This window comes from Streptomyces sp. NBC_00887 (assembly GCF_045207585.1).
The window spans coordinates 2511852-2537028 of the sequence record NZ_CP108788.1 but is presented as its reverse complement, the minus strand read 5'-3'; the positions used below and the strand labels follow the sequence as shown (position 1 = coordinate 2537028).

At 70.0% G+C, this 25177-nt stretch carries 24 protein-coding genes; 11 read left to right on the top strand and 13 right to left on the bottom strand.

The annotated features are described in order from the left end of the window. The first annotated feature begins 68 nt into the window (after window positions 1-68). A complete protein-coding gene (locus OG844_RS11595; protein ID WP_406389809.1) occupies window positions 69-698 on the top strand; it encodes an LAETG motif-containing sortase-dependent surface protein in 630 nt (209 codons plus the stop codon). A gap of 132 nt (window positions 699-830) precedes the next feature. On the opposite strand, the gene OG844_RS11590 is transcribed toward OG844_RS11595, so the two are convergent. Beyond that, window positions 831-2972 (bottom strand): SpoIIE family protein phosphatase, encoded by a 2142-nt coding sequence (locus tag OG844_RS11590; protein ID WP_406389808.1) that lies wholly within the window; start codon window positions 2970-2972, stop codon window positions 831-833. 199 nt (window positions 2973-3171) lie between these two features. On the opposite strand from OG844_RS11590, the gene OG844_RS11585 reads away from it, so the two are divergent. Continuing rightward, complete coding sequence (locus tag OG844_RS11585; protein ID WP_406389807.1) at window positions 3172-4230, top strand: enoyl-CoA hydratase/isomerase family protein; 1059 nt, start codon at window positions 3172-3174, stop codon at window positions 4228-4230. Between the two features lie 33 nt (window positions 4231-4263). Here OG844_RS11585 and OG844_RS11580 read toward each other — a convergent pair whose 3' ends face one another. From OG844_RS11580 to rhaI, 4 genes are all read right to left on the bottom strand, one after another. Continuing rightward, window positions 4264-4470: a hypothetical protein gene (locus OG844_RS11580; protein WP_406389806.1), complete on the bottom strand. Its 207-nt coding sequence runs from the start codon at window positions 4468-4470 to the stop codon at window positions 4264-4266. After that, the gene (locus tag OG844_RS11575; RefSeq protein ID WP_406389805.1) at window positions 4463-6007 is read right to left on the bottom strand and encodes a rhamnulokinase family protein; all 1545 of its coding nucleotides are present in this window, start codon (window positions 6005-6007) and stop codon (window positions 4463-4465) included. Before OG844_RS11575 ends, OG844_RS11580 begins: the two co-directional genes overlap by 8 nt. 77 nt (window positions 6008-6084) lie before the next feature. After that, window positions 6085-8130, bottom strand: coding sequence for a bifunctional aldolase/short-chain dehydrogenase (locus OG844_RS11570; RefSeq protein WP_406389804.1), 2046 nt, complete (start codon window positions 8128-8130; stop codon window positions 6085-6087). Between the two features lie 70 nt (window positions 8131-8200). Beyond that, the gene (gene rhaI / locus OG844_RS11565) at window positions 8201-9367 is read right to left on the bottom strand and encodes an L-rhamnose isomerase (protein WP_329204332.1); all 1167 of its coding nucleotides are present in this window, start codon (window positions 9365-9367) and stop codon (window positions 8201-8203) included. Window positions 9368-9566: 199 nt separating this feature from the next. On the opposite strand from rhaI, the gene OG844_RS11560 reads away from it, so the two are divergent. Then, window positions 9567-10328 carry an ArsR/SmtB family transcription factor gene (locus OG844_RS11560; RefSeq protein ID WP_406389803.1) on the top strand — a complete coding sequence of 254 codons (762 nt, stop codon included), beginning with the start codon at window positions 9567-9569 and terminating at the stop codon, window positions 10326-10328. 82 nt (window positions 10329-10410) lie between these two features. Here OG844_RS11560 and OG844_RS11555 read toward each other — a convergent pair whose 3' ends face one another. After that, window positions 10411-10641 carry a hypothetical protein gene (locus tag OG844_RS11555; protein ID WP_406389802.1) on the bottom strand — a complete coding sequence of 77 codons (231 nt, stop codon included), beginning with the start codon at window positions 10639-10641 and terminating at the stop codon, window positions 10411-10413. An 81-nt stretch (window positions 10642-10722) separates the two neighbouring features. Continuing rightward, window positions 10723-11220 (bottom strand): hypothetical protein, encoded by a 498-nt coding sequence (locus OG844_RS11550; RefSeq protein WP_406389801.1) that lies wholly within the window; start codon window positions 11218-11220, stop codon window positions 10723-10725. Between the two features lie 146 nt (window positions 11221-11366). On the opposite strand from OG844_RS11550, the gene OG844_RS11545 reads away from it, so the two are divergent. Further along, window positions 11367-12227 (top strand): pentapeptide repeat-containing protein, encoded by an 861-nt coding sequence (locus tag OG844_RS11545; RefSeq protein WP_406389800.1) that lies wholly within the window; start codon window positions 11367-11369, stop codon window positions 12225-12227. A 29-nt stretch (window positions 12228-12256) separates the two neighbouring features. On the opposite strand, the gene OG844_RS11540 is transcribed toward OG844_RS11545, so the two are convergent. After that, on the bottom strand, window positions 12257-12802 hold the full coding sequence (locus tag OG844_RS11540) for an SRPBCC family protein (protein WP_406389799.1): 546 nt from the start codon (window positions 12800-12802) through the stop codon (window positions 12257-12259). Window positions 12803-13094: 292 nt separating this feature from the next. On the opposite strand from OG844_RS11540, the gene OG844_RS11535 reads away from it, so the two are divergent. Continuing rightward, window positions 13095-13796, top strand: coding sequence for an SDR family oxidoreductase (locus tag OG844_RS11535; protein WP_406389798.1), 702 nt, complete (start codon window positions 13095-13097; stop codon window positions 13794-13796). Window positions 13797-13868: 72 nt separating this feature from the next. On the opposite strand, the gene OG844_RS11530 is transcribed toward OG844_RS11535, so the two are convergent. Then, a complete protein-coding gene (locus tag OG844_RS11530; protein ID WP_406389797.1) occupies window positions 13869-14663 on the bottom strand; it encodes an NADPH-dependent F420 reductase in 795 nt (264 codons plus the stop codon). 49 nt (window positions 14664-14712) lie between these two features. Here OG844_RS11530 and OG844_RS11525 point away from each other — a divergent pair, with 49 nt between their 5' ends. The 3 genes from OG844_RS11525 (at window position 14713) to OG844_RS11515 (ending at window position 17584) form a co-directional block, all read left to right on the top strand. Next, complete coding sequence (locus OG844_RS11525) at window positions 14713-15264, top strand: GH25 family lysozyme (RefSeq protein WP_406389796.1); 552 nt, start codon at window positions 14713-14715, stop codon at window positions 15262-15264. Between the two features lie 208 nt (window positions 15265-15472). Beyond that, complete coding sequence (gene ctaD, locus OG844_RS11520; protein ID WP_406389795.1) at window positions 15473-17203, top strand: cytochrome c oxidase subunit I; 1731 nt, start codon at window positions 15473-15475, stop codon at window positions 17201-17203. A 39-nt stretch (window positions 17204-17242) separates the two neighbouring features. Continuing rightward, on the top strand, window positions 17243-17584 hold the full coding sequence (locus tag OG844_RS11515) for a hypothetical protein (RefSeq protein WP_406389794.1): 342 nt from the start codon (window positions 17243-17245) through the stop codon (window positions 17582-17584). Window positions 17585-17634: 50 nt separating this feature from the next. On the opposite strand, the gene OG844_RS11510 is transcribed toward OG844_RS11515, so the two are convergent. Next, a complete protein-coding gene (locus tag OG844_RS11510) occupies window positions 17635-18012 on the bottom strand; it encodes a VOC family protein (RefSeq protein ID WP_406389793.1) in 378 nt (125 codons plus the stop codon). Between the two features lie 68 nt (window positions 18013-18080). Between OG844_RS11510 and OG844_RS11505 the strand changes: the two genes are divergently transcribed. Further along, window positions 18081-18587: a DinB family protein gene (locus tag OG844_RS11505; protein ID WP_406389792.1), complete on the top strand. Its 507-nt coding sequence runs from the start codon at window positions 18081-18083 to the stop codon at window positions 18585-18587. Window positions 18588-18646: 59 nt separating this feature from the next. Here OG844_RS11505 and OG844_RS11500 read toward each other — a convergent pair whose 3' ends face one another. The 3 genes from OG844_RS11500 to OG844_RS11490 all read right to left on the bottom strand — a co-directional run bounded on the left by OG844_RS11500 (window position 18647) and on the right by OG844_RS11490 (window position 22657). Beyond that, window positions 18647-20500 (bottom strand): FUSC family protein, encoded by a 1854-nt coding sequence (locus tag OG844_RS11500; RefSeq protein ID WP_406389791.1) that lies wholly within the window; start codon window positions 20498-20500, stop codon window positions 18647-18649. Between the two features lie 141 nt (window positions 20501-20641). After that, window positions 20642-22228, bottom strand: coding sequence for a sigma-70 family RNA polymerase sigma factor (locus OG844_RS11495; RefSeq protein ID WP_406389790.1), 1587 nt, complete (start codon window positions 22226-22228; stop codon window positions 20642-20644). Window positions 22229-22462: 234 nt separating this feature from the next. Beyond that, a complete protein-coding gene (locus OG844_RS11490) occupies window positions 22463-22657 on the bottom strand; it encodes an antitoxin (RefSeq protein ID WP_406389789.1) in 195 nt (64 codons plus the stop codon). A 328-nt stretch (window positions 22658-22985) separates the two neighbouring features. On the opposite strand from OG844_RS11490, the gene OG844_RS11485 reads away from it, so the two are divergent. Further along, entirely contained in the window at window positions 22986-23789 is an 804-nt protein-coding gene (locus OG844_RS11485; RefSeq protein ID WP_406389788.1) for an SAM-dependent methyltransferase, read from the top strand. Window positions 23790-23844: 55 nt separating this feature from the next. Continuing rightward, window positions 23845-25170, top strand: a complete 1326-nt coding sequence (locus OG844_RS11480) for an FAD-binding protein (protein ID WP_406389787.1) — start codon at window positions 23845-23847, stop codon at window positions 25168-25170. Window positions 25171-25177 lie beyond the last annotated feature (7 nt).

Here is a 25177-nt window from a genome sequence, read left to right as displayed (position 1 = left end):
GGGGGCGAGGGCAGTACTGTGCGCCCCACCGCCAGTCCGGCGGGGAAACTCGTATGGAGGAAGAATCCATGACCATACCCAGGAGATCGTGGCGTGGCGCGGGAGCATTCGCGGCCGCTGCGGTTGTCGGCCTGGCCGGCGGAGTCATCTCCGCCGCGCCGGCCGCAGCTCACACCCCCACCTGGGTCGTGACCTGCTCCGACGTGAGCGTCGACCTGACCGCGTACTCGAGCGACGTGGCCAACACCGTGACCGTCTCCGTGGTGGGCGGCAAGGAACTGCTCCCCGCGACGACGTTCGGTCGGGAGTTCCACACGAAGACGCCGCTCCAGCTGCCGGCGCACGACAAGGAGCTGACAATCCGGCTCGTCGTCAAGGCCGGAGACGGCGAGAAGTTCTCGCGCGACGAGACGAAGCAGGCCCCGGTGTGCAAGGACAGCACTCCGTCGCCGACGCCGACCGAGGCGAAGCCGACCGAGCCGCCGGCCACGCAGACCCCCGAGCCGAGCGCCACGCCGAGCGAGACCGCTACGGAGACCGCGCCCGCCCCGGCGGAGCCGAGCCCCAGCGCGCCCGACCTGGCCGAGACCGGCTCGTCGTCCGCGACGCCCGTCATCGGGGGAGCCGCGATCGCGGTTCTGCTCGCCGGTGGCGGCATCCTGTGGTCCGTCCGCAAGCGCCGTTCCGCGCAGCACTGACATAGCCCGGCAGTCCGGCCCGACGGGCCAGTACCGGGAGGCCGGGTGAGGGGCGTACCGCATCGCTTGCGATGCGGTACGCCCCTCACCGCGTTCCTCGTGGCCGCGACGGATGCGGGGGTCCGACTCCGATCAGGGGGGAGGTGCAGCCGAGGCGACCGTCGGGGCGGCGGCGGAATCCGGGGAAGCCGGGCCCATCTCGCACCAGACGGCCTTGCCCTCCCCACGGGGTTCGATGCCCCAGCGTGCGGCGACCGCGTCCAGGAGCAGCAGACCACGTCCCGAAGTCGAGGTCTCGCCCGGAGTGCGACGCCGAGGCCAGACGCTCGAACGGTCCTGGACCGACAGCCTGATGCGCCGGACAGGTTCCGGCAGGACCTCCAGCGTGAGAACGGCCCCGCCCTCCGTGTGCAGCAGCACGTTCACCAGCAACTCCCCGGTGACCAGCTCCGCGTCGTCGGCCAGTGCGGCCATGTCCCAGTCCGTCAGCGCCTGGCGCACGATGGCGCGCGCATCCGACAGACCCTCCGGGTCCGCCTGATGGATGTACTGGTGCAGCCGAGGAGCGCGTGGCGACCCCAGGTCCGGGCTGCGTCGCAGCACCAGCAGCGCCACGTCGTCCCCCGAACCCCACCGCTCCCACAGCCGGTCCGACAGATGATCCGCGAGCGCCTCGGCGCCTGCCGGCCCGTTGCTGATCTCGTGAACCAGCGTGGCCACGCCCGAGTCGATGTCGGCGCCGGGCTCCTCGACGAGTCCGTCGGTGTACAGGATGAGCGTCTCGCCCGGTACCAGGTCGAGCCGAGTCTCCGGGAACTCCTCGTCCTTGAAGGTCGTGGAGATCCCCAGCGGCAGACCGCCGCGCACCTGAGGGCTGGCCACCCTGCCGTCGGTGTGCCGGATGAGCGGGCCGAAGTGTCCGGCACGCACCACACGCACGGTGCCGGTGGCGAGATCCACCTGTGCGTACGCGCACGTGGCGAAGCGGTCGGTGTCCAGTTCGGCCAGGAAGCGGGAGGCGCGAGCCAGTACCGTTGCCGGCGGGTGCCCTTCGGCCGCGTACGCGCGCAGGGCGATACGCAGCTGGCCCATGATCGCGGCAGCGTGCGTGTCGTGGCCCTGTACGTCGCCCACCACGACGCCGAAGCGGTGATTGGGCAGCGCGATCACGTCGTACCAGTCGCCGCCGACCTGCCGGCCGCTCCACGCCGCGTGGTACCGGACCGCGATCTCCCCGCCCTCGATGTCGTGGATCCGCCGCGGAAGCATGGCCGACTGGAGCCCCGTGGCGAACTCGCGCTCCTCGTCGAACAGCATGGCCCGCTGGAGTGACTGGGCCACGATGGCGGCCAGCCCCAGACAGAGGATGCGCTCGTCCGCGCTGAACACCGTGCGTTCCCGGTAGAAGAGGGCGAGCCCGCCGAGGGGCCGGGCCTGCGCGACCAGCGGAAGGTAGGCGGCGGCGCGGAACTTCAGCCGGCCCATGTGCGGCTCGAGCACCGGATAGCGCCGGATCAGGGAGTCGAGCGAGGTGATGAACCGGGGTTTTCCGCTGAGGATCGTGTCGCCCAGGGGAAGGTTCGCGTCGAGTTCCCCGGAGCCCAGCCCGCCGAGCACCTCCACGGAGTCGCCACTCAACGCGATGATGTTGAGTGCGGAGTTCTCCACCAGCCCGAGTGCCAGTCCGTCCGAGCCGAGCCCGGCCAGGCCGCCCGGGCCCGTGAGCGCTGCCGTCACGTCGTCGACGGTCACCGCCCGCGACATCGCACTCGTTGTGCGTTCAACGATGTTGGTCTGGCGCTCGCGGCGCTTTTCCAGATCCTGCACGAAGGCCGAATGGGTGACTTCCGCAGTCGCGTCCCGTACCACGCCGATGACACGGTGTGCGCGGCCGTCCTCGGAACGCAGGATCCTGGCCTGAACATGAGTCCACTGGCGGGTGCCGTTCGACAGGGGAACCTGGAAGTGCACGCTGTAGGAACTGCTCCCGCTGGAGAGCGCCTCGTCGATGGTGAGGTCCAGACGGGCTCGCTCCGACGGCTCCAGCTGCTCCACCACGGACGCCGGCCGGGAGTCGAAGGTGTCCGGGTCCATGCCGAAGACCATCAGCCCGGCTTCGTCGATATCCAGGGTCCCCGCGTCCAGGTCCCATTCGAAACTGCCGGTCCGGTTCATGGCGAGACGCTCCGCCGTCCCCGTTTCGCTGCTGCCGGTCCCGTCGGACCGGAGGGGAGGCGGAGCCTTGGAGTCTGCTCGCCGTGGATGATCGGTCATTCCTGCTCCGGAGGTCGTCCGGCGGGGCTGCTGGACGTGGCGGCCCGTAGGTCTCAATTGTCGAGCCCGTCGTGCGGGAGTGCCACAGCGGTTCGCCGGGGCACCCGCCTCCGGAGCGTCGAGGAGTCCGTCGCAGAATGGCAGGCAGAGATCTCCCACGACCGTGGACGCACCACCCATGCCTGACCGGAGCCCATATATGAATGACGACGAGCCCGTCCTGCTGCATACCGAGGGTCACAACCTGCACATCACGCTCAACCGTCCCCGGGCACTGAACGCGCTCACCCACACCATGGTGCGGAGCATCGATGAGGCGCTCACCCTCGCCGAGCAGGACGACGCCCTCACGGCCGTCGTGATCAGCGGAGCCGGGGAGCGCGGACTGTGTGCCGGTGGCGACATCCGGTCGATCTACGAGGACGCGCGAGCCGGACGCCACGCGTCCGTGGACTTCTGGCGCGACGAGTACCGGCTCAATGCCCGCATCGCCCGTTTCCCCAAGGCGTACGTGGCGCTCATGGACGGCATCGTGATGGGCGGAGGGGTAGGGGTGTCCGCCCACGGTGACGTCCGTATCGTCACCGAGCGCTCCCGCGTGGCGATGCCCGAGACCGGGATCGGATTCGTCCCCGATGTGGGCGGTACCCATCTGCTGGCCGCGGCACCCGGCGAGCTCGGCACCCACCTCGCGCTCACCGGGCGGGCCGTGGGCGCCGCCGACACCCTGCTGTGCGGGCTGGCCGACCACTTCGTGCCCTCCGAGCGGCTGACGGAGCTCACCGCCGCCCTTGCCCTCAGCACCACGGCCGCCGAGGTCACGGACACGGTGGTGCGATACGCCACGAAGGCACCCGAGGGGGAGCTCGCGGCGCACCGCTCGTGGATCGATTCCTGCTATGCCGCCGACACCGTCGAAGAGATCATCGGCCGCCTCCTCGACAGCGGTGAGCCCGCAGCGAAGGAGACCGCCGGGACACTCCTCGCGAAGTCGCCCACCGCGCTCAAGGTCACCCTTGCCGCCGTGCGCCGCGCCCGGAGTCTCGAAAGCCTCGAAGCGGCACTGGACCAGGAGTTCCGGGTCTCCTGCCGGGCCTTCGCCGGACCCGATCTGGTGGAGGGCGTACGCGCCCAGATCATCGACAAGGACCGTCGTCCGAAGTGGCACCCGGCCGAGCCGGGCGACGTCACCGACGCGGACGTCGCCCGCCACTTCGAGCCGCTCGGTGAACTCGAACTCGGCCTGGCATCGGGCTGAACCGGCGTCCCCTCCGAGCGGTACGAACGCCGCTCAGAGGTCGCCCGGCCCGGTGACCGCGCGGAACGGGATGCCGAGAAGTCCGGCGGTGGCGCGCGCCGAGTCCTGGAGCTGGTCCCGGAGACCGGGGAACTGCGGCCAGTAGGCGGCCAGCCCGCCGGAGACCAGGCCCACGCGGGTCCGGCGGCGTGCGGTGCGGACGAGAGCGGAGTCGAGTGCGGCGGTGGCGTCGTCAGCCATCGGAATGCCTTCCCTCGTCTCGTGCGGAGCGATCGGTGGCGGCCGGGGTGCCCGCCGCACGCGTCGCCTCCAGGCGGTCCGCGGCCCTGTCCCAGGCCGCCGGGTCCCCCTGCGGGCTGTAGTGACGCAGTTCCTGGGTGCGCGCGACGAGCCGGCGCATGTCCGCCAGGCTGCCCACCAGGCCGTGGGCCCGCGCCTGGAGCAGCACGTTGCCGAGCGCGGTCGCCTCAACGGGACCCGCGGTGACCGGCAGACCCGTCGCGTCGGCGGTCCACTGGCACAGCAGTTCGTTGCGCGAACCACCCCCGACCAGGTGGATGCGGGTCAGCTCGCGGCCCGCCAGTCCGGCGGCCTGCCGCAGCGTGCGGCGGTGGGCCAGAGCAAGGCTCTCCAGCACGCAGCGCACATACCCGCCGGGGCCGTCCGGCAGTGCCTGTCCGGTCCGGGTGAGAGCGGAGTCGATGCGCGAGGGCATGTCACCCGGGGCGAGGAATGCCGGATCGTCGGGATCGATCACCGCGGCGAACGGCCTGGCCCGCTCCGCGTCCGCGAGGAGCCGGGGCAGGCTCGGGGACCGACCGTCCCGCTCCCACGTACGACGGCACTCCTCCAGCAGCCACATGCCCATGATGTTGCGGAGATAGCGGACGGTGCCGTCGACGCCGCGCTCATTGGTGAAGTTCGCGGCCCGCGACTCCTCGGTCAGCACCGGTGCGTCGAGTTCCAGACCGGCCAACGACCAGGTACCGCACGACACGTACGCGAACCCGGGTTCGGCGGCAGGGACCGCGGCGACGGCCGAAGCCGTGTCGTGCGAGGCGACCGTCGTCACCGGAGTGGCCGTGGGCAGACCGGTGAACTCGGTGACGTGCGGCAGGAGCGTCCCCGCCGGGTCACCCGGCGCGCGCAGTGCGGGGAGCAGCGAACGCTCCAGCCCCAGCCGCCCGATCAGCGCCTCGGACCAGCCCCCGGTACGGGCGTCGAACAGCCCGGTCGTCGACGCGTTGGTCACCTCCGCACCCACCGTGCCGGTCAGCCAGTACACCAGCAGATCAGGCATCAGGAGCAGCGTCCGTGCCGCCTCCCACTGTGCGGTGGAACGATGCGCGGCGAGCTGGAAGACGGTGTTGAACGGCAGATGCTGCAATCCGCTCACGCCGTACAGTTCCTGTGCCCCGACCCGGGCCAGCACCTCGTCGGCAGCCCGGACGTTGCGGCTGTCCCGATAGTGGAACGGCACCCCGAGCAGCGCCCCGTCGGAGTCCAGGAGTCCGTAGTCCACGGCCCAGGTGTCGATGCCGACGGAGGCGACGGGCCCGCTGCGCGCCGCGTTCCGGAGTCCGTCCAGCATGCCCTGATACAGGGCGAGCACGTCCCACCGAAGCCCGTCGGGCAGCCGGACCGGAGTGTTGGCGAAGCGGTGCGCCTCGGTCAGCACCAACGCGTCGGCACCGACCCGGCCGGTGATCACCCGGCCGCTGGTGGCACCGAGGTCGACCGCGGCGAACACCGGGTCGTGTCGTGAAGTCGCAGACATGGAAATCTCATCCGATCCGGGCGGGGCCGTGTCTCACACGTGCGCAGACGGTGCGAGACACGGCTCGACGCGCGTGTTCAGCGCAGGAAGGCCGCCGCCACACCGGCGTCGACGGGAATGTGAAGGCCGGTGGTGTGGGTGAGATCCCCACCGGTCAGCGCGAACACGGCGTTGGCGACGTGCTCGGGAAGCACCTCTCGCTTGAGGAGCGTGCGCTGGGCGTAGAACTCGCCGAGCTTCTCCTCCTCGATGCCGTACGTGGCCGCGCGCTGGGCGCCCCACCCCGCGGCGAAGATCCCGGAGCCCCGTACCACCCCGTCGGGGTTGACGCCGTTGACCCGGATACCGTGCTCGCCGAGCTCGGCGGCCAGCAGACGCACCTGGTGGGCCTGGTCTGCCTTGGTCGCCGAGTACGCGACGTTGTTCGGCCCGGCGAACACGGCGTTCTTCGACGCGATGTAGATGATGTCGCCGCCGAGCTTCTGGGCCTGCATGGCACGGGCGGCCTCGCGCGACACGAGGAACGAGCCGCGCGCCATGATGTCGTGCTGGAGGTCCCAGTCCCGCGCGGTGGTCTCCAGCAACGGCTTGGAGATGGAGATCCCGGCGTTGTTCACGACCAGGTCCACGCCGCCGAAGGCGAGCACCGCCGACTTGAACGCCTCGGCGATCTGCTCCTCGCTGGTGACGTCGACCGTCACCGCGACGGCCTTGTCCGGCCCGCCGAGCTCGTCGGCGACCGCCGCCGCGTTCTCGGCGTCGAGGTCGGCGACGACGACACAGGCACCCTCCGCGACCAGCCGGTGCGCGATGGCCCTGCCGATGCCCGACCCTGCGCCGGTGACCAGCGCGACCCGGGTGGCGAGCGCCTTCGGCGGCGGCATACGGCGGAGTTTGGCCTCCTCGAGTTCCCAGTACTCGATGCGGAACTTCTCGGACTCCTCGATCGGAGCGTACGAGGAGACGGCCTCCGCACCCCGCATCACATTGATCGCGTTGAGGTAGAACTCCCCCGCGACCCGAGCGGTCTGCTTGTCCTTGCCGAAGGAGAACATCCCCACACCGGGGACCAGCACGATGGCCGGGTCCGCGCCACGCATCGCGGGCGACTCGGGAGTCGCGTGACGGTCGTAGTAGGCGCGGTACGCCTCGCGGTACTCCTCGTGGTGCGACCGGAGGCGGGCGATGGTCTCGTCGAGCGGAGCGTCGGCCGGGAGGTCGAGGACCAGCGGGCTGACCTTCGTACGGAGGAAGTGGTCCGGGCAGGACGTACCGAGTGCGGCGAGGCGCTGGTGCTCGGCGCGGGAGAGGAAGTCCAGCACCGGTTCGGCATCGGTGAAGTGCCCCACCTGCGGACGGTCCGTGGACGCCAGGCCGCGGATCACCGGGGCCAGCGCCGCGGCCCGCTCCCGGCGTGCCTCCCGCGCCAGTGCCTCCCGGCCGGACAGCACGGGGCCGAACGGCTCCGCCCTGCCGTGGACCTCGAGGAACGTCTCGGCCGTACGGATCATCCAGAGGGCGTTGCGCTCGCACTCCTCCGAGGTGTCGCCCCAGGCTGTGATGCCGTGGCCGCCCAGGACGACGCCGACCGCCTGCGGGTTGGCCTCCTTGACGGCCGCGATGTCGAGACCGAGCTGGAAACCGGGCCGGCGCCAGCCCACCCAGGCGACCTTGTCCCCGAAGCACTCCGCGGTGAGTTTCTCGCCGTCGGCGGCGCACGCCAGGGCGATACCGGAGTCCGGATGCAGGTGGTCGACATGCGCGGCCTCGACCAGCGCGTGCATCGCGGTGTCGATGGACGGGGCGGCGCCGCCCTTGCCGTGCAGGCAGTAGTCGAACGCCGGGACCATCTCGTCCTCGCGCTCCACCCCCGGGTACACGTCCTTGAGCGCGCGCACCCGGTCCAGCCGGAGCACGGCGAGGCCGGCTTCGGTCAGCGTGCCGAGGTCACCGCCCGAGCCCTTGACCCAGAGCAGTTCGGCCTCGCCGCCGGTGACCGGATCGGTCTCCGTCGCCTTGGCCGAGGTGTTGCCGCCGGCGTAGTTGGTGTTACGGGGGTCGGAGCCGATCCGGTGGGCGCGCTCCAGGAGCGCGGCGACTTCGGTGTGCGTCGCGGACGTCATGAGGGTTCCTTCGAGGTGATGGGCGGGCGGGTGCCGGGCGGATGCGCAGGATGCGAGGAGCGCCGGGGGTTCAGGCGCCCCAGCCGGCCTGCTCGCCGCCGACCCGGTCGGCTGCGATGCGCTCCTGGTTACCGGAGGCGAGGTAGGCGGCGAAGGGGTCGCGGGCCAGGCCGAGTTCCTCGCGCACGTCCGCGAGCAGCGGTCGTACGTCGGTGTTGTACGCGTCCATCAGTGCGCCGTTGGCCGCGAGTACGTCGCCGGAGCGCTGCGCGGCGGCCAGCGCCTCGACATCGATGAGCAGCGCCTTCGCGGTCGCTTCCTGCACGTTGGTCACCGAGCGGATGACGGCCGGGATCTTGGCCTCGATGTTGTGGCACTGGTCGAGCATGAAGTTGACGTTCGTCTCGGGCTTCATACCGCCGTTCTTGACCACTTCGTGCATGATCCGGAAGAGCTGGAACGGATCGGCGGCGCCCGCCATCAGGTCGTCGTCCGCGTAGAAGCGGGAGTTGAAGTCGAACGCGCCGAGCTTCCCCTCGCGTAGCAGGAACGCCACGATGAACTCGATGTTGGTGCCCGGTGCGTGATGGCCGGTGTCCACGACGACCTGGGCCTTCGGGCCGAGCTTGAGGCAGTGGGCGTACGACGTGCCCCAGTCGGGGACGTCGGTGGTGTAGAACGCGGGCTCGAAGAGCTTGTACTCCAGCAACATCCGCTGGTCGTCGCCGAGCCGCTCGTAGACTTCGGCAAGTGCCTCGGCAAGCCGGTCCTGGCGGCCCGAAATGTCGTCCTGACCGGGGTAGTTGGTGCCGTCCGAGAACCACAGTTTCAGGTCGGGCGACCCGGTGGCGTCCATGATGTCGACGCACTCGAGCAGGTGGTCGGTGGCCTTGCGGCGGACCTTGGGGTCCGGGTGGGTGACCGAGCCCAGCTTGAAGTCGTCATCCTGGAACACATTGGAGTTGATGGCGCCGATCCTCAGCCCGAGCCCCTCGGCGTACCGGGTCAGCGCCGCGTAGTCCTCGACCCTGTCCCACGGAATGTGCAACGACACCTTCGGGGCGACCCCGGTGAAGCTGTTCACCTGCGCCGCGTCCGCAAGCTTCTCGAACGGGTCGCGCGGGACTCCGGGCTGGGCGAAGACCTTGAAACGGGTCCCGGAGTTGCCGTAACCCCAGGACGGCGTCTCGATGACCTGAGACTTCAGGGCTGCCTTGACGGCCGACACATCAGACATGAACACCTCGTAATCAGAGTCATCCGGCGACCGGTCAGGATCGGGGATGTGAATCGTTTCATCGAAAACGTACGCTAGGTTCGGCTGATGCTGCTAGTCAAGCAGCTAGTCAAGTTTTGTAGCGATTGAATCAATTCATCGAAAGCGCTTGCTTCTCTTGCGGTTGACAGGTGACCAAAAGGTCACATATTTTGGATTCATGGACGCGGTGTTCAAAGCCCTGGCAGACCCGACGCGGCGCAGTCTGCTCGACGAGCTGTTCCGTGACGACGGGCAGACACTGAGTGCGTTGGAAGCCCGCTTCGAGATCACGCGGTTCGCGGTGATGAAGCACCTCAGGCTGCTCGAGGCGGCGGGTCTGGTCGTCACCAGGCGGCGAGGCCGGGAGAAGCTCCACTTCCTGAACCCGGTGCCCATCCGACTCGTCCACGACCGGTGGGTGGGCAAGTATGCGGAGCCCTGGGCCGCAGGGCTCAGCGGCCTCAAGAGCCGACTGGAGAACCCCATGGAGAAGATCTTCGAGATTTACATCCGCACCACTCCCGAGCGCCTCTGGGAAGCCATCACGGACCCCGAGATCAGGAGCAAGTACAACTTCGGTGCCCGTGTCACCTCGGACTGGACACCTGGGTCACGCTTCGAGATGGGTGCCCCGGGGGCCCCGGGCCCGCTCGGCGAGGGCCAGAACCTCGAGGTCGACCCGCCGCGCAAGCTGGTCCAGAGCATGGTGGCGCTCTGGAGCGAAGAGGTGAAGAGCGAGGGGCCGACCCGCGTCACGTGGGAGATCGAGCCCGTCGGTGACTCCTGCCGACTGACCGTCACCCATGACGAGCTGCGCGACGGCGCCAACGACGAGCTCTACGGCGGTTGGCCGATGATCCTCTCCGGCCTGAAGACGTGGCTCGAGACGGGTGAGCTGCTCACCACGCCGGGCTCCCTGATGTACAGCGGCAACAGTTAGACAGTCACCCCTGCTGAACATGCCGCACGTCGGCTGTCGCGCTCCCGGCCGGGAGCGCGACAGCCGACGCGAGCCGCAGTGGTCAGCGGCCGGACGAACCGGTCAGGCTCGGCTGCAGGGCCCGCACCAGAGCGAAGAGCCTCTCCTCGTTGCCCGAGAGGCCCGCGCTCCGCAGCGCCTCGTCGGCCTCCTCGATCGGGGAGGCGAGCAGCGGCATGTAGAGCGGGGCGTCCGCCGGGTCCGCGAGCGCGGCGCGGGTGGCCGCGAGTAGCCGGACGTACGCCTGGGCCGCGGCGATCTCGTCATTGCGCATCTCAGCATCTCCTGGTCAGAGGTGTCGGACCGTCAAGCATCCCCCATGGGTCTGACAATGTCCGCCCGAGCGGTGCGGCGATCAGGACCGGACGTCTTGTGATCGAGGCCCTGCGGCCGGTGGTTCGACCTCCAGGAAACGCCGTCGGCGCGGACCGCGGTACGACAGAACTGTCCAGCCCAGGCGCGACAGCACGGTGACGCAGCCGGCCAGAGCACGCTCCTCGTCATGGGCGGCACCGCTGCCGGGAGGGCCCACCCACTCCACCCGCACGGAGCCGGAGGACTCGCCCTCGCACACCCGGTACCCCGTGGCCGTCCGCTCCCCGGACGCTCCGACCGCCGACGCGGGCACCTCCGCGGCCTCCAGGGCCAGTGCCACGGCCCGGACCGGCCGGAGCAGCTCCCACTGGGCGGGTACGTGCTCGGGATCCGCGTGCCCCGTATTGGTCAGCCGCCGGATCTGCAGCATCCCTTCGAACGCGGTGCGCACCACGCCCGCACGCTCGTCGACGGGTCCGGACAGCGGCGGACCGTCCCCGGTGAGAGGCTCGAACGCGGACTCCCGCGAGGTGCCCATGCGTATCCCCTTCGCCGGTGCGGTGGAGTGCGGTGCTCTGCGGCCAAGTGTGCGCCGTCCCACTGACAACGGCGGCCGGGCCGGGAGTTGTCAGGTGTCGGTAGGATCGGCACACCCGCCCGCTCCCCGTGGAGGAATCACGTCCTGTGCCCGACCATGGACCAACGGGCGTTCCGGCCCCCGAACGGGATGACCTGCGCGCCGACTGTGCGAACTGTTTCGGTCTCTGCTGCGTCGCGTTGACGCTGACAGCGTCCGCGGACTTTGCGATCAACAAGGACGCCGGGGAGCCCTGCCGCAACCTGCGGGGCGACTTCCGGTGCGGCATCCACACGCAACTGCGGCCCAAGGGGTTCTCCGGCTGCACGGTGTACGACTGTTTCGGCGCCGGCCAGAAGGTCTCCCAGGAGACCTACGACGGCCGGGACTGGCGGGCCGCTCCGGACACCGCCCAGCAGATGTTCCAGGTCTTTCCCGTGATGCGCCGACTCCACGAGTTGCTCTGGTACCTCACCGAAGCCCTCGCCCTGCCTGCCGCCGGTCCCCTGCGCACAGAACTCCGCAGCGCCCTCGACAGCACGGAGCGGCTCACCCGCGGTTCGGCCGAAGTCCTTTCGGAACTCGACGTGTCGGCACACCGCGACGAGGTCGCGTCCTTGCTGCTGCGCACCAGCGAGCTGGCACGCGCCGTTGTTCCCCGGCGCAAGAAGCGCAATCACCGGGGCGCCGACCTCATCGGATCCCGCCTGCGGGGCGCCGATCTGCAGGGTGCGGACCTGCGGGGGGCCTACCTCATCGCCGCAGACCTGCGCGGGGCCGACCTGCGGCTCGCAGACCTCATCGGTGCGGACTTCCGTGACGCCGAACTGTCCGGCGCGGACCTCACCGGAGCCCTGTTCCTCACCCAGGCCCAGCTCAACGCGGCGAAGGGCGACACCGCCACACGGCTCCCACCGTCCCTGACGCGTCCCGCGCACTGGTCCGGCCAGGCCGCGGGACAGGGCTGAACACCCTTGTGATCGCCGCCCCGCCCGGGTCACGCGGGGCGCGGGCCATCCTCCGCGTGTCCCGCGGCGGCCGCACCGTCCTGTTCCAGCGCCGCCTTCAGCCGTTCCAGCGTGGTGCGGATGTTGCCGCGCTGGAACTCCGCGAACGTATGCCCGCGCGTGGCGACCCGGTCGAACGTGTTGGCGAGCAGATCGGGCCATGACCGCCGGTCGTCCGTCCATATCTCCGTGACCAGGGTGGAGCCTTCGACCGCCTCGAAGCGGTACTCCCACGTCGCGATCGGCCCGCGCAGCCGTGGCTGCCTGGCCCCGATCGCGTGGACACGGAACGCGAACCGCTCGCCCTCATCGGCGGCTGTGACCGTGCATCTCGTCGTCCACCGGAAGGCTCCGCGCTTGTTGCGGCCCTCGAAGACCATGCCCACGTGGGCGCCCCGGTGCTCCCCGAGCACCGTCGCGCCCCGGTTCTCCGGGCTCCAGCGCCCCATCGCCGTGGGGTCGCTGAGCTGTTCGTACACGGCCGATGGGGCCGCGTGGATCACGATGCTGTCCGACACGGACATGGTGCGGGGCATGGGGGACTCCTTGTCCACGGCCGTCCTGGGCCACCTGCCGCAGGCCGGGCGGATCGCGGGCGAACGGTTGGCGTCTGTCGCTTGTCGGACAGTGTGGCTCATGCCCGGTACCGACCGGTACACCGGACCCGAGGACTCCGCCCCCGGCCGTTTTCGCCCATCCGTACGCCCCCTCCACCCCCCTCGAAATGCGCGTCCGGAAAGGGACCTTGACTTCGAGTGCGCTCAAAATGGTGGAATCCCCGGCATGCGCGCACCGTACGCGGCAAGGAACGACGAGGGGGAGCGAAGCATGAGTGAATCACCGGTCACGCTGATCACCGGAGGTGGCAGCGGCATCGGCGCGGCGGCAGCCCGTCAGCTGCTCGAACGGGGCCATCGAGTGGCCGTCACCGGGCGCAGCGAGGACCGGCTCAGTCGCTTCGTCGAGGAACTCGGCAAGCCCGACGCGCTGTTGGCGATCACCGGCGACGCGGCCGACCACGAAGCGGTTCAGTCCGCCGTGGACGCAACGGTCGACCGGTTCGGAAGGCTCGACGCCGTCGTCGCCAACGCGGGATTCGCCACCCACGACACCCTGGCGGACGGCGACCCCGAGGCCTGGCGGGAGATGGTCCTCACCAACGTCCTGGGACCTGCCCTGCTGATCAGGGCGGCACTCCCGGCACTCAAGGAGACGCGGGGGCGCATCGTTCTGGTCGGCAGCGTCGCCGGCTTCGTCCACACCCCGGGAAACATCTACGGGGCGACCAAGTGGGCGGTCACCGGGTTGGCCGAGAACACCCGGCGCATGGTGACGGGCTACGGTGTGGGCGTGACCCTGGTCGCGCCGGGTCGCGTGGAGACCCCGTTCTGGGACGGCCTCGGCAGCCTGCCCGAGGGGCATCTGCTGACGGCCGACCAGATCGCCGACTCCATCGTGTGGGCCATGAGCCGGCCCGAGGGTGTCGACGTCAACAACGTCATCATCCGGCCGATCGGCCAGCCCGTCTGACGACAGCCCCGTGTCGCGCCCCCGACCGGGGAGCGCGGCACGGGGATCGGGGCGAAGGCCCCGGTGCGCCGGTCAGGCGCGCCACTCCGCGGTACGTCCCGGCGACGCGTCCGCCAGGGCCTTCAGGATGGTGTCCGCGTCGCCCCGGTTCCCGTAGACCGGTGTCCCCGGCTGCTGGCGCCACGACTCGTCCAGAACGCCGGTGTCCACGGTGTCGAAGCCCAGCTCCGAGATGAGCTCCCGTACCGCCTGCTTGGCCGCCGGGTCGTCACCGGAGACGGGGAGCGCCTGACGGCCGGGGGTCCCCTGGGGAAGTCCCCTGTCGAGGATGTCCTGGGCGTACGTGCCGTTGAAGGCCTTGATCACCGGGTGGCCGATCTGTAGTTCGGTCCACCGGCTCTCCGGCATGCCGTCCTCGATGGCGGCGATGTGTCCGTCACGCTGAGGGTAGTAGTTGCCGGTGTCGATGACAGCGGCGCCGGGTGCGGCCCCGTCGATGAGCCCGGAGGGCAGGTCCGGGACTCTTCCGAGAGGGACGGTCACCACGATGATCCGGGCGTCGCGCGCCGCTTGTGCCGCTGTGACAGCGGTGGCGCCCGTCTCTTCGACGAGTGCCCGGAGAGTGTCGGGTCCGCGAGAGTTCGCGACGGACACATCGTGTCCGAGCCCGGTAAGACGCCGCGTCAGGTTGCCGCCGATGTTGCCGGCCCCGATGATGCCGATCTTCATGGATTCGACCTTCCGATGCTGCTGCGTTGGGTGAGAACGTCTCGCGGGACCACCAACCGCGTTCGGGCGGCGACTATTCCGACCGCACCGAATGGGTTCTGCGTGCCGGGGGCGGATGGAAGCCGTGCACGCGGGCACGCATGGGAGGAGAACCGGAACCGCAATGCCCCATGTGGAGGTGACGCCTGTGCTGGACGGCGTCGATGTCAGTTCCCATCAGACGTCCTTCGACACGGACGGTCTGGACTTCGTATTCATGAAGGCGACCGAAGGACGTTCTTACGTCAATCCGCGCCTCGCCGGCCAGACGGCACGCGCCAGGGGAGCCGAGTGCGTGGTCGGCTTCTACCATTTCCTGTGGCCGGGGAACGTCAAGGAACAGGCGGCTTACTTCGTCGCCGGTGCGCCGGAGAAGGCCGGCGATCTGCTCGCCGTCGACTGGGAGACGACCGGCGAGGGGACCCACGCGAGCAACGGGGACAAGGACCGCTTCATCCGTGAGGTGAAGCGCCTGCGACCCGACCACCGTGTCCTGTTGTACTGCAATCGCTCCTTCTGGCTGAATCACGACACGACCTCGTATGCGGGTGACGGTCTCTGGATCGCCGACTACGTAACGGCGGGAAGGCCGCGGATCGAGGCGCCCTGGCGCATTCACCAATACACCGACCGGCCGATTGACAAGAACGTGGCCGACTTCTCCTCGCGCGCGGCCATGCGGGCCTGGGCCAAGGGCTGAGCGCCCTCGACGGGGAGGCCGAGCGGGGAGGCACCCCGCCGTCTGCCGCGGTCCGTGCGTCAACAAGGGCGGCGTGTCCGTCGGCCAATGGAGTGTCCTTTGCCAGCCACTGGTGCAGTGCGGACAGGGATGTCCCGCAGTACCGCCACGGGGGAGTCCATCCTGGTCGCCGAGTCCGCAACCGGCCGTCGACCGAAGGAGTGCCGCAGTGACGACGAGGGGCCCCGCAGAATCGGTGGAATCCGATACCGCCTTTCAGGACGAGTTGCCCCTTCACCGGAAGCAGCCGGGGAATGTGGTCATCAAGTGGCTGACCACCACTGACCACAAGACGATCGGCACGATGTACCTGCTCACGTCGTTCGCCTTCTTCCTCATCGGCGGTGTTCTGGCGCTCGTGATGCGTGCCGAACTGGCCCGGCCGGGTAATCAGATCGTGTCGAACGAGCAGTTCAACCAGGCGTTCACGATGCACGGCACGATCATGCTGCTGATGTTCGCGACGCCGCTGTTCGCCGGGTTCGCGAACTGGATCATGCCGCTGCAGATCGGCGCGCCCGATGTGGCGTTCCCGCGGCTGAACATGTTCGCGTACTGGCTCTACCTCTTCGGATCGACCATCGCGGTGGCCGGTTTCGTCACCCCGCAGGGTGCCGCCGACTTCGGCTGGTTCGCCTACTCCCCGCTCAACGACTCGGTCCACACGCCTGGTATCGGCGCCGACCTGTGGATCATGGGTCTGGCCTTCTCCGGGTTCGGCACGATCCTCGGCTCGGTCAACTTCATCACCACGATCATCTGCATGCGCGCCCCCGGCATGACGATGTTCCGCATGCCGATCTTCGTATGGAACGTCCTTCTCACCGGTGTTCTGGTCCTGCTGGCCTTCCCCGTCCTTGCGGGAGCCCTGCTCGCCCTCGAGGTCGACAGGAAATTCGGTGCGCACATCTTCGATGCGGCCAATGGCGGCGCGTTGCTCTGGCAGCACCTCTTCTGGTTCTTCGGCCATCCAGAGGTGTACATCATCGCTCTGCCGTTCTTCGGAATCGTCTCCGAGATCTTTCCGGTGTTCAGCCGGAAGCCGATGTTCGGCTACATCGGTCTCATCGCGGCGACGATCTCCATCGCCGGTCTCTCCGCGACGGTGTGGGCGCACCACATGTACGTGACGGGCGGTGTGCTGTTGCCGTTCTTCTCGTTCATGACATTCCTCATCGCGGTACCGACCGGTGTGAAGTTCTTCAACTGGATCGGCACGATGTGGAAGGGGTCGTTGTCCTTCGAGACACCGATGCTCTGGTCGGTCGGATTCCTCGTCACCTTCCTCTTCGGCGGCCTCACGGGCGTCATCCTGGCCTCGCCGCCCCTGGACTTCCACGTCTCCGACTCGTACTTCGTGGTGGCGCACTTCCACTACGTCGTCTTCGGCACCGTGGTCTTCGCGATGTTCGCCGGATTCCACTTCTGGTGGCCCAAGTTCACCGGCAAGATGCTGGACGAACGGCTCGGGAAAATGAGTTTCTGGACGCTGTTCGTGGGCTTCCACGGCACGTTCCTGGTGCAGCACTGGCTCGGCGCCGAAGGCATGCCCCGTCGTTACGCGGACTACCTCGCGGCGGACGGCTTCACCACGCTCAACACCATCTCGACGATCGCCTCCTTCCTGCTCGGTCTGTCGGTGCTGCCCTTCCTCTACAACGTGTGGAAGACCGCCAAGTACGGCAAGAAGATCGAGGTCGACGACCCGTGGGGCTTCGGCCGTTCGCTCGAGTGGGCCACGTCCTGCCCGCCCCCGCGGCACAACTTCCTCACGCTGCCGCGGATCCGTTCCGAATCCCCGGCGTTCGACCTGCACCACCCCGCGGTCCGCGCGCTCGAAGAAGTGGTCAACCGCCCCGCGGACTCGAAGACGGTGGCGCCCGGGGACAAGCAGGCATGAGGCAGGGCCCGAACGACGGTCGGACGACAGGAGGACTGCGTGAAACCGGACAAGGACAGTGCCCGGGGCCTTGCCCAGATGGAGGGCTACCTGCTGTGGAACGCCGAGGTCGAGGAGGCCCGCCGAGGGGCCTCCCGCTTCACCGAGCAGCTGCCCTGGCTGACCACCGCCCAGCTGGAGGACGTCGAGCGCGTCTACGTCGCCGACCGAGTGGCCCTCTCCCGGCAGTCACTCGTGAGGATCGCCGACCGCGCCGGCGAACTCCGCAGTGAGTACACCGCACGGTACGAGCGGCTCAGAGCCCGCTGTGTGGCAGCGTCCGTCCTGGTCGTCGGCGCGGCGAGCGGTACCTGCACGGCCCTCACACTGATCAGCCGGTGACCGCGGCCCCGGGCGCTCGGTGCGGCACCCGGGGCAACGGCCGGCCGCGGTCAGTGACGCACCAGACAGAACGGATGCCCCGCCGGATCGGCGAAGACGCGCCAGCTCCGTGAGGCGGGCCGGTCGTCCAGCACCGTCGCGCCGAGCGCGAGCACCTGCTCCTGGGCGCGATCCAGGTCGGGGACGCCGAAGTCCAGATGGGACTGCTGCGGGTGCTCGGGATCCGGCCACCGCGGCGGGCGGTACGGCTCGACCCGCTGGAACGCGAGCACGAACCCGGCCGGTGCATGGACGGTGGCCCAGTCCTCGCCGTTCTCCCATCGAGGATCGGGCTGGTTCACGCTGCCGCCCAGCACGGTCGCGTAGAAGTCGGCGAGCACGACGGGATCCGGGCAGTCCAGCACCACACACTGCAGTTCGGCGATCATGGTCAGCATCCTACGAGCAGGCCGAAAAACCCGGAACGTGTCGCGCCGGCCCCTGACAGGATGCCGGCATGCATGATCACCGGCGCACCGAACCCTCCCGAACGGCCGACGACCGCACGTCGCTCACGAGCTTCCTGCAGTACCAGCGCGAGACGCTGGAACTCAAGTGCGCCGGCCTGACCACGGACCAGCTGCGGCACAAGGCCGTCGCTCCGTCCGGTCTGTCCCTCATCGGACTGGTCCGGCACACCGCCGAGGTCGAGCGGATATGGTTCCAGGACATCTGGGGCGGCGAGGACGCCGGGGCATACTGGCCGGGTACCGTCAACGGCACCTTCGCCGAGTTCGACAGCCATGAGGCCGACCCCGTCGAGGCGTTCACCGTCTGGCGCACGGCCTGCGCGCGGTCCCGCGAGATCGTCGACGCCGCCGAGTCGCTCGACGCCACCGTGAAGTGGCGCGACGACCTGTTCTCGCTCCGGTACATCCTCACCCACATGATCGAGGAGTACGCCCGGCACAACGGTCATGCCGACCTGCTCAGGGAGAGGATCGACGGCTCCACCGGGGAATGAGCGAATGCTGACGGCCCCCGGGCACAGAACTGTTGGGTCCCCCGGCGCGCGGCCGTCGATCAGGCGGCCGGAACCACCGGGCGCGGCGCGGGCCACGCCCGGTCGAGCGCGGACAGCTGCGCGGCGAGCTGCTCGGCGTGCGAGGGGGGAAGTCCGTCGGCGTGGTGCCCCAACTGCACGGCGCAGGCCGTCGTGGTGTCGATGAGCTGCTCCAGGGCACTCGCCACGTCCTCGGACCCGGCCGTATGACGGGCCACCGCCGGAAGTTCGGCCGCCGACAGGTCGATTGCTTTACGCGCCGCGGCCAGCGACCGGTACGCGTCGCGCCGCAGCGCGTCCCGCCCGTGGCGGTCCTCCGGGGCACCCAGTACGTGCCGCAGGTACCGGTGCGCCGCGCCCACCGCACTGTCGAGTGCGGCGCGGACCCTGTGACCCCGACTGCCGGGCAGCGGGAGGTGGCCGACGAGCAGCACCGTGGCGCAGGCGAGCAGGGACTCGACGACCCGGCCCCAGGCTGCCGGCGGTTCTCCGCCCAGCAGGACGAGCGCGAGCACGAGCACGGTCACCACCGCCGTCTGCACCGCGAAATGCCGGGTGGCGACGGGAAGCAGCGCACCGCAGAGCGCGACCACTCCGACCAGGGTGAAGGGGCCGGGCAGCAGCAGAGCCAGCACACCGAAGACGGCGGCACCGGCGACGGTCCCCACGGCCCGGCACACCACCCGCGACACCAGCGGACCCAGATCGGGCTTGACCAGGAACACGGTCGTGGCGGGCAGCCAGTACCAGTGCTCGTGATGCAGAGCCTGTGCCACGACCGTGCTCGCCACACAGCACAGCGCGACCCGTACCCCGTACTCACGTCCCGCGGCACTCCACGCCCCGCTCACGGCGGAGAGGTACGAACGCCCCTTCCGGGTGCGTACCGGAGCACCCGCGGGGCCGTCGAAGGCCGTTGCGGCCCGCAGGATGGCATCGTCCAGAGCCCGCAGCGCGGCATCGGTACGCGCCGGGGCCGACAGCGGCCCGCAGGAGCCGCCCGTACGCACCGCGTCGGCCAGCCGGCGTGGACCGTCCACGATTCCTGCGGGCAGCGAAACCCCCGCCCAGGCCAGCGCGGTCGCCGCTTCGGCGAGCGGCAGTGCCGCGGCGTACTGCGCGTGCAGTCTGCGTTCGGCCGCCGAGCTCGCCCGCCGACGGAGCCTCGGCCCCGTCAGCGCGTCCTGAGCGTCGTCGAGGGCCGCGCTCAGCGCGGCGCGCCGTGCGAGAGCCCGCGGGCCGCCCGCCGCCTCCAGGAGCCCGGCCACGGCCCCGTAGACGGCGGCAACAGCCTCCCGCTCCCCGTCGAGCCGGTACGGGCCGCCGCCTGGCCGGACGGGGGACGGCAGGACCAGACGGAGGAGGATGAGCCATCCCGCACCGGCCAGAAACAGCAGGGCACGCTGCGGACCCGGCTCGGGCAAGGGCATGCCGGCCCCGATCACAGCCGCTACCAGCAGCTGCGTACCGCACGCGGACGCGACCGGACCGGTCGAGCTGACCGCTCCCGCGATCATCCCCAGCACCCCGAGCAGGAGCGGCATAACGACCACGTACGGACCGGTTCCGGCGGCGGCCGAGGTCATGGTGCCGAGCAGCAGGCCGGCCGATCCCGCGAGCGCAGGAATCCCGAGCCGGGAGAGCGCGGCGCGCCGGCTGCCGGGACGGTCGTTGATTCCGGCCAGCATCGCCCCCAGCGCTGCCGGGATCCCGGCCGTCGGCCGATCGGCGAGAACTGCCGCGAGCAGCGGGGCCGCGGCCAGGGACCCCCGCAGCACCGCGTTCCACGGGACCGGTCCGCGCTGTGCCCGCAGCACATGGGCGAGCCACGGAGGGAGGGGAGGGAGGGTGGAGAGAAAAGCAGGTGTGAACACCGGGCTCCTGTCCGCGCAGGGGGATCATCAGATCGCCGGCGGACACCTTCGGCCTGGGCGCCTCCCTAGCGTAGATCCTTTACGTGGAGGGGGCGCTACCTGCTCGTTTCCGGAATGTGACGGCCTGCCGGACGCGCGACGTCACAAGGCGGCTCCGAAGTTCTGCGTCCATACAGGGCCGCCGGACGAGTCCACACGTCCCACCCCGATCTCCTTGAACGCGCAGTTGAGGATGTTCGCCCGGTGGCCGGGGCTGTTCATCCAGGAGTCCATCACCGCGGCCGGAGTGCTCTGCCCCTTCGCGATGTTCTCGCCGTACGTGCTCCAGCGGTAGCCCGCCGCCGTGATGCGGTCGCCCGGGTCCGTGCCGTCGGGGGAGGTGTGCGAGAAGTAGTCGCGCGACACCATGTCGGCGGAGTGCCGCGACGCGGCCGTCGCCAGTTCGCTGTTGCTGCGGACCGCTGCGCAGCCCTCCTTCGCGCGTTCGGCGTTGACCAGCGCCGTGACCGCCTCGGCGGCCGAGGACGGCGGTGGGTCCGCGGGCTTCGGCGCCGGTGCGGCCGGCGGCTTCGAGGACGGTGCACGCGTGCTCGGAGCGGCCTTGGGGGTGGGGGAGGCGCTCTTCTTCTTCGTCCGGGACGGAGATGGAGAGGGTGATGCGGAGGACGGCGAGGGGGAAGGCGAAGCGGACAGGGATTCCGGTGCGGACAGTGAGGGGGAGGAGCCGGCCTGAGGCGCGACCGCCGTTGCCGGACCTTCGTCGTCCCCGTCCGTGTAGAGGTGCACCGCGGTGCCTCCCCCGCCCAGGACCATCACCGCCACCAGCCCCGCGAGCACGGTGGTGCGGCGGCGCCGCCGCACCTGACCCCGCCGCCGCTCGGCGCGTCCCGGACCGGACAGGTGCGTGGCTTCGGCCACCGGGAGGATGTCCCTACCGGCCATGGACGCTCCCGCACCGGCGGCGGACGCCGCCAGGGGTACGAGAGCCAGGCCCACCAGCAGGCCCTCGGCCGGCACCATGCCCGACCCGTGGCCCGAGCACACCGTGCACTCACGCGCGTGGCGGGCCATGCGCTTGCGCCAGAGGGCGGACGGCACCCCGTCCCATCCGGCGGTGAGGTCCTCCAGCAGGATGCAGCGCGGGCGCGCGGCCAGCGCGCGCACCACCACCCTGGCCCCTTCCAGCTGGGCCTTCATCCGCTGAATGCGTACCGCGGTGTGCTGCGGGGAGAGGTCGAGCGCAGCGGCGACCTCGGCCCGGGACAACTCGCCCGCCGTCTCCAGCCACCACAGCGAGAGCAGCGCGCGGTCGTCCTCGTCCAGCCAGCGAGTGGCCTCGGCGGCCTCCCGCCGCTGTCCGGTCAGGCCGAGGCGGACGATGGTCAGCTCGACGAAATCGGCCCCGGGATCGACGACGTCGTACGCGTCCTCAATCTGGTCGGCGGATATGTCCCCGGTTCTTCGCTCCCGCCAGTGCCCCCGGATCTGGTTCATGGTGATGGCCACGAACCACGACCGGAAGCTCCCCGGAGAGCGGAGCGAGGGGAGGCCGTTGAGCATGCGCAGCACACTCTCCTGCACGACGTCGTCGACGTCGGCGTGGCCGTTCAGAGCACGGCCGACGATGTTGTAGACCAGCGGCAGGTACGACGCGACGAGTTGGTCCTGGGCCTGCTGGTCCCCTTTTTGCGCCGCCTTGATCAACGCCGTCTCGCGTGCCTCGCCCATGGTGTGCTCACTCTTCCGGGATCCTGTTCCGTCACTGCCCACACTCGGGAGACGGCGTGCGGCGGGGACGATAACAGGAATCCCCGGCCCGGTCTTGTGAGCTCCTTCCCGCACCGTGCCACCGCGGCCCGGCACACCGCACGCCGGACCGCGGTGGCACGAAGGTGTCACCCGGTCCGGCGTGCGGATACGCGTGGTACGGAAAGGGCCGGCCAAGCAGTCGGCGTTCTCTCGTCAGGTACGGGGCGGGTTGTCCTTGTCACGGTCGGCGCCGAGCCGCTGCTTGAGCTTGTCCTGGCCGGTGTCGACCTGGCTGCGGTACTTCCCCTGGGTCCTGCCGTCGGCCATGTCACCCGCCTTGTCGACGCCCTTGCCGGCCTGGTCCTCGTGCCCCTTCAACATCTTCTTGATCTTGTCCAGTGCGGACATGACTGGTCTCCTCCGGTCGGCGTCCCCCTCCCCTCAAGGGTCACCGCACATCGCGGCGGCCGCATCCTCGGTCGGCGCCCTGGCGCTCTTCACACGTCCGGAACCGGTCCGGACGTGTGAAGAGCGCCAGGGTGGGCAAATACCGGATGACCAGGAGGAGGTGGTGGCAGTGGGCCGCATCCAGATCGTCCGTCGTCCGCCGCCCCCCACGGGGCCGCCCCCACTGGACCTGCGCACCCCGTCCGGGCGGACCCTGCCCTACTGAGGAGCGCTCCGGTCGTCCACTCCCTGCCGGTGTCCCGAAGGTGCAGTGTGTGAGGCTTTCGCCATGAGCATTCCCGGACAGCCGCCGGCCGACCTGCAGTCGGACCGGCCGCACTCCGCCCGCGTATGGAATTACCTGCTCGGAGGCAAGGACAACTACCCGGCCGATGCTGCGGCGGGCGAGATGATCCTTCGGATGTTTCCCGACATTGCGGGTATCGCCCGTGACCAGCGCGCCTTCCTGGCCCGCGCGGTCCGCTTCCTGGCCGGCGAGGCCGGAGTCCGCCAGTTCCTCGACATCGGCACGGGGCTGCCCACGGCGAACAACACGCATGAGGTCGCCCAGTGGATCGCTCCCGAGTCCCGCATCGTGTACGTCGACAACGACCCACTCGTCCTGACGCACGCCAGGGCGCTGCTGAGCAGTACACCCGAAGGCGCCTGCGCGTACATCGACGCCGATGTGCGCGACACGGACCGCATCCTCGAAGAGGCTGCCCGGACCCTGGATCTCGGTCGGCCTGTCGGCCTCACCCTGCTCGGCATCATGGGCCAGCTGCCTGACGAGGAGGACCCGTGGGCGCTCGTCGGCCGCCTGCTGGCAGGGCTGCCGTCCGGGAGCTGTCTTGCACTCGCCGACGGCACCGACACGAGCGACTCGCTGAACAGCGCCATCGAGGCCTACAACGCGAACTCGGCGAGCTCCTACCACTTGCGCAGTCCCGCACGCATCGCCGAGTTCTTCCACGGGCTGGACGTGGTCGAGCCGGGCATCGTCAGGACGTCGGCCTGGCGCCCGGACCCCGGTCAGGACAGGCCGGACTCCCCGGAGAGCCACGCGGTCAGCGGTGTCGGACGCAAGGCCTGAGCCGGAGCGCGGCACAGGGCCGGGGGTGGACGGGTGGAGCGTAAGCTCCCGAGTCATGATCGATCATTCGTCGGACCCCGGGACGGCGGGCACGGTCCCGCGGCGCAACTGGGCAGGGAACATCACCTTCGGGGCGCGGAAGCTGCACACGCCCGCCACGACGGCCGAGCTCCGGAGCATCGTCGCCGCCGGGAGTGCGGTACGGGCGCTGGGCACCGGCCATTCCTTCAACACGGTCGCCGACACCCACGGCGACCTGATATCCGTGGCCGGGCTGCCCCGGTCGATCGAGATCGACAGGAAGGCCGGCACCGCGACGGTGAGCGCGGGGCTGCGCTTCGGCGAACTGACCGAGACGCTGCACCGAAGCGGATTCGCCCTGCACAACCTGGGATCGCTGCCCCACATCTCGGTCGCGGGCGCCTGCGCGACGGGCACTCACGGCTCCGGCGTGGGCAACCGTTCCCTCGCGGGTGCGGTGCGTGCGCTGGAGCTCGTCACGGCGGACGGCACCGTGGTGACGATGCGCAGGGGGGACCCCGAGTTCGCGGGTGCCGTCGTCTCCCTCGGCGCGCTGGGGATCGTGACCAGCGTGACCCTGGACCTCGTGCCCGCGTTCGACATCCAGCAATGGGTGTACGAGGGGCTGCCCGAGGAACAACTGCTCGGCCGCTTCGGCGACGTGATGGCCGAGGCCTACAGCGTGAGCCTCTTCACCCGCTGGCGGGAGGGACCGATCGACCAGGTGTGGCTCAAGCAGCGGGTGACCGGGGACGGACACCGTACGGCGCCGCCCCGGTGGCTCGGCGCGACGCTCGCGGACGGGCCGCGCCATCCCGTACCCGGTATGCCGGCTGAGTACTGCACGCCGCAGCAGGGCGACCCCGGCCCCTGGCACGCCCGGCTTCCCCACTTCCGGCTCGAATTCACCCCGAGCAACGGAGAGGAACTCCAGTCGGAGTACTTCGTCGCCCGGCAGGACGCGGTCGCGGCCTACGAAGCCCTGGGCCGCGTCCGGGAGCGCATCGCACCGCTTCTGCAGATCGCCGAGATCCGCACGGTGGCCGCCGACGACCTGTGGCTGAGCCCCGCCCAGGGCACCGACTCCGTGGCCTTCCACTTCACCTGGGTGCCCGACACGGCAGCGGTCACACCCGTCCTGGCGGCCATCGAGGAGGCACTGGCCCCGTTCGGGGCCAGGCCGCATTGGGGCAAGGTGTTCACCACCCCTCCGGGGACGCTGCGCACCCTCTACGGCCACTACGCCGATTTCGAGCAGCTCGCCCACCGGTTCGACCCCACCGGTACCTTCCGCAACGAGTTCCTCGCGTACCACTTTCCCCGTGCGGGCAACGGCAACGACGCCGCCGGGAACGGCTGAGTTCGAC

What these genes read in the sequence shown, in the direction of transcription:
- OG844_RS11590 (WP_406389808.1), bottom strand. Translation starts at nt 2,972, where the DNA reads ATGACCGATCATCCACGGCGAGCAGACTCCAAGGCTCCGCCTCCCCTC.
- OG844_RS11490 (WP_406389789.1), bottom strand. Translation starts at nt 22,657, where the DNA reads ATGTCCGCACTGGACAAGATCAAGAAGATGTTGAAGGGGCACGAGGAC.
- OG844_RS11485 (WP_406389788.1), top strand. Translation starts at nt 22,986, where the DNA reads ATGAGCATTCCCGGACAGCCGCCGGCCGACCTGCAGTCGGACCGGCCG.
- OG844_RS11595 (WP_406389809.1), top strand. Translation starts at nt 69, where the DNA reads ATGACCATACCCAGGAGATCGTGGCGTGGCGCGGGAGCATTCGCGGCC.
- OG844_RS11510 (WP_406389793.1), bottom strand. Translation starts at nt 18,012, where the DNA reads ATGATCGCCGAACTGCAGTGTGTGGTGCTGGACTGCCCGGATCCCGTC.
- OG844_RS11535 (WP_406389798.1), top strand. Translation starts at nt 13,095, where the DNA reads ATGAGTGAATCACCGGTCACGCTGATCACCGGAGGTGGCAGCGGCATC.
- OG844_RS11585 (WP_406389807.1), top strand. Translation starts at nt 3,172, where the DNA reads ATGAATGACGACGAGCCCGTCCTGCTGCATACCGAGGGTCACAACCTG.
- OG844_RS11550 (WP_406389801.1), bottom strand. Translation starts at nt 11,220, where the DNA reads ATGGGCACCTCGCGGGAGTCCGCGTTCGAGCCTCTCACCGGGGACGGT.
- OG844_RS11540 (WP_406389799.1), bottom strand. Translation starts at nt 12,802, where the DNA reads ATGCCCCGCACCATGTCCGTGTCGGACAGCATCGTGATCCACGCGGCC.
- OG844_RS11480 (WP_406389787.1), top strand. Translation starts at nt 23,845, where the DNA reads ATGATCGATCATTCGTCGGACCCCGGGACGGCGGGCACGGTCCCGCGG.
- OG844_RS11555 (WP_406389802.1), bottom strand. Translation starts at nt 10,641, where the DNA reads ATGCGCAATGACGAGATCGCCGCGGCCCAGGCGTACGTCCGGCTACTC.
- OG844_RS11495 (WP_406389790.1), bottom strand. Translation starts at nt 22,228, where the DNA reads ATGGGCGAGGCACGCGAGACGGCGTTGATCAAGGCGGCGCAAAAAGGG.
- rhaI (WP_329204332.1), bottom strand. Translation starts at nt 9,367, where the DNA reads ATGTCTGATGTGTCGGCCGTCAAGGCAGCCCTGAAGTCTCAGGTCATC.
- OG844_RS11570 (WP_406389804.1), bottom strand. Translation starts at nt 8,130, where the DNA reads ATGACGTCCGCGACGCACACCGAAGTCGCCGCGCTCCTGGAGCGCGCC.
- OG844_RS11505 (WP_406389792.1), top strand. Translation starts at nt 18,081, where the DNA reads ATGCATGATCACCGGCGCACCGAACCCTCCCGAACGGCCGACGACCGC.
- OG844_RS11560 (WP_406389803.1), top strand. Translation starts at nt 9,567, where the DNA reads ATGGACGCGGTGTTCAAAGCCCTGGCAGACCCGACGCGGCGCAGTCTG.
- OG844_RS11580 (WP_406389806.1), bottom strand. Translation starts at nt 4,470, where the DNA reads ATGGCTGACGACGCCACCGCCGCACTCGACTCCGCTCTCGTCCGCACC.
- OG844_RS11575 (WP_406389805.1), bottom strand. Translation starts at nt 6,007, where the DNA reads ATGTCTGCGACTTCACGACACGACCCGGTGTTCGCCGCGGTCGACCTC.